The sequence below is a fragment of the Vibrio sp. 1562 genome (assembly GCF_033340155.1).
Lineage (GTDB): Bacteria > Pseudomonadota > Gammaproteobacteria > Enterobacterales > Vibrionaceae > Vibrio > Vibrio alginolyticus.
The window spans coordinates 1-787 of record NZ_JAWOVY010000238.1 but is presented as its reverse complement, the minus strand read 5'-3'; the positions used below and the strand labels follow the sequence as shown (position 1 = coordinate 787).

At 48.5% G+C, this 787-nt stretch carries 1 protein-coding gene; it reads left to right on the top strand.

Going from position 1 to position 787, the window contains the following annotated elements:
* Window positions 1-98: 98 nt before the first annotated feature.
* The coding region (locus R7Z49_RS24375) for an FtsW/RodA/SpoVE family cell cycle protein (RefSeq protein WP_318112276.1) at window positions 99-787 on the top strand (689 nt) is incomplete at its 3' end.

Genomic DNA, 787 nt, shown 5'->3' with positions numbered 1-787 from the left:
CCAATGGCGAGAAAGATTTTTGACCGAGTGGTTCTTGGCCCAGAAGAAATCAAACCAGAAGATGACAAAACCAACGCGCAAAAAGAGGTTACACGCTAATGAAGATGGATCCCTCTACAGGTAAAAACCGCGCCTTGTTTGAGCGCTTCCATATCGACTTGCCCCTCCTCCTCGGCATCTTTGCTTTAATGGGTTTTGGTCTCGTGATCATGTACAGTGCCAGCGGACAAAGTTTGGAGATGATGGATCGCCAAGCAATGCGCATGGTATTGTCTCTTGTCGTGATGGTGGTTCTGGCTCAACTTTCTCCACGAACGTATGAAAGCCTGGCGCCACTAATGTTTATTGCCGGTGTAGTTTTGCTATTTGGCGTACTGTTCTTTGGTGAGGCCTCGAAAGGTGCGCAACGCTGGCTCAACCTAGGCTTTGTTCGATTCCAACCGTCCGAATTACTCAAACTTGCGGTACCGTTGATGGTTGCGCGCTATATCGGTCGCCAACCATTACCACCAACATTCCGAACGCTGATTGTTGCGCTAATCATGGTGTGCGTACCAACGATTCTTATCGCGAAACAACCAGATTTGGGAACGTCGATTCTGATTGCGGCTTCAGGTATTTTCGTTATTTTCCTAGCAGGCATCAGTTGGAAGATCATCGCTGCTGCTGCCATTGCCTTGGGTGGCTTCATACCAATTTTGTGGTTCTTCTTGATGCGTGAATACCAAAAGGTTCGCGTTCGTACTCTGTTCAACCCAGAATCTGACCCACTTGGCGCGGGTTACCA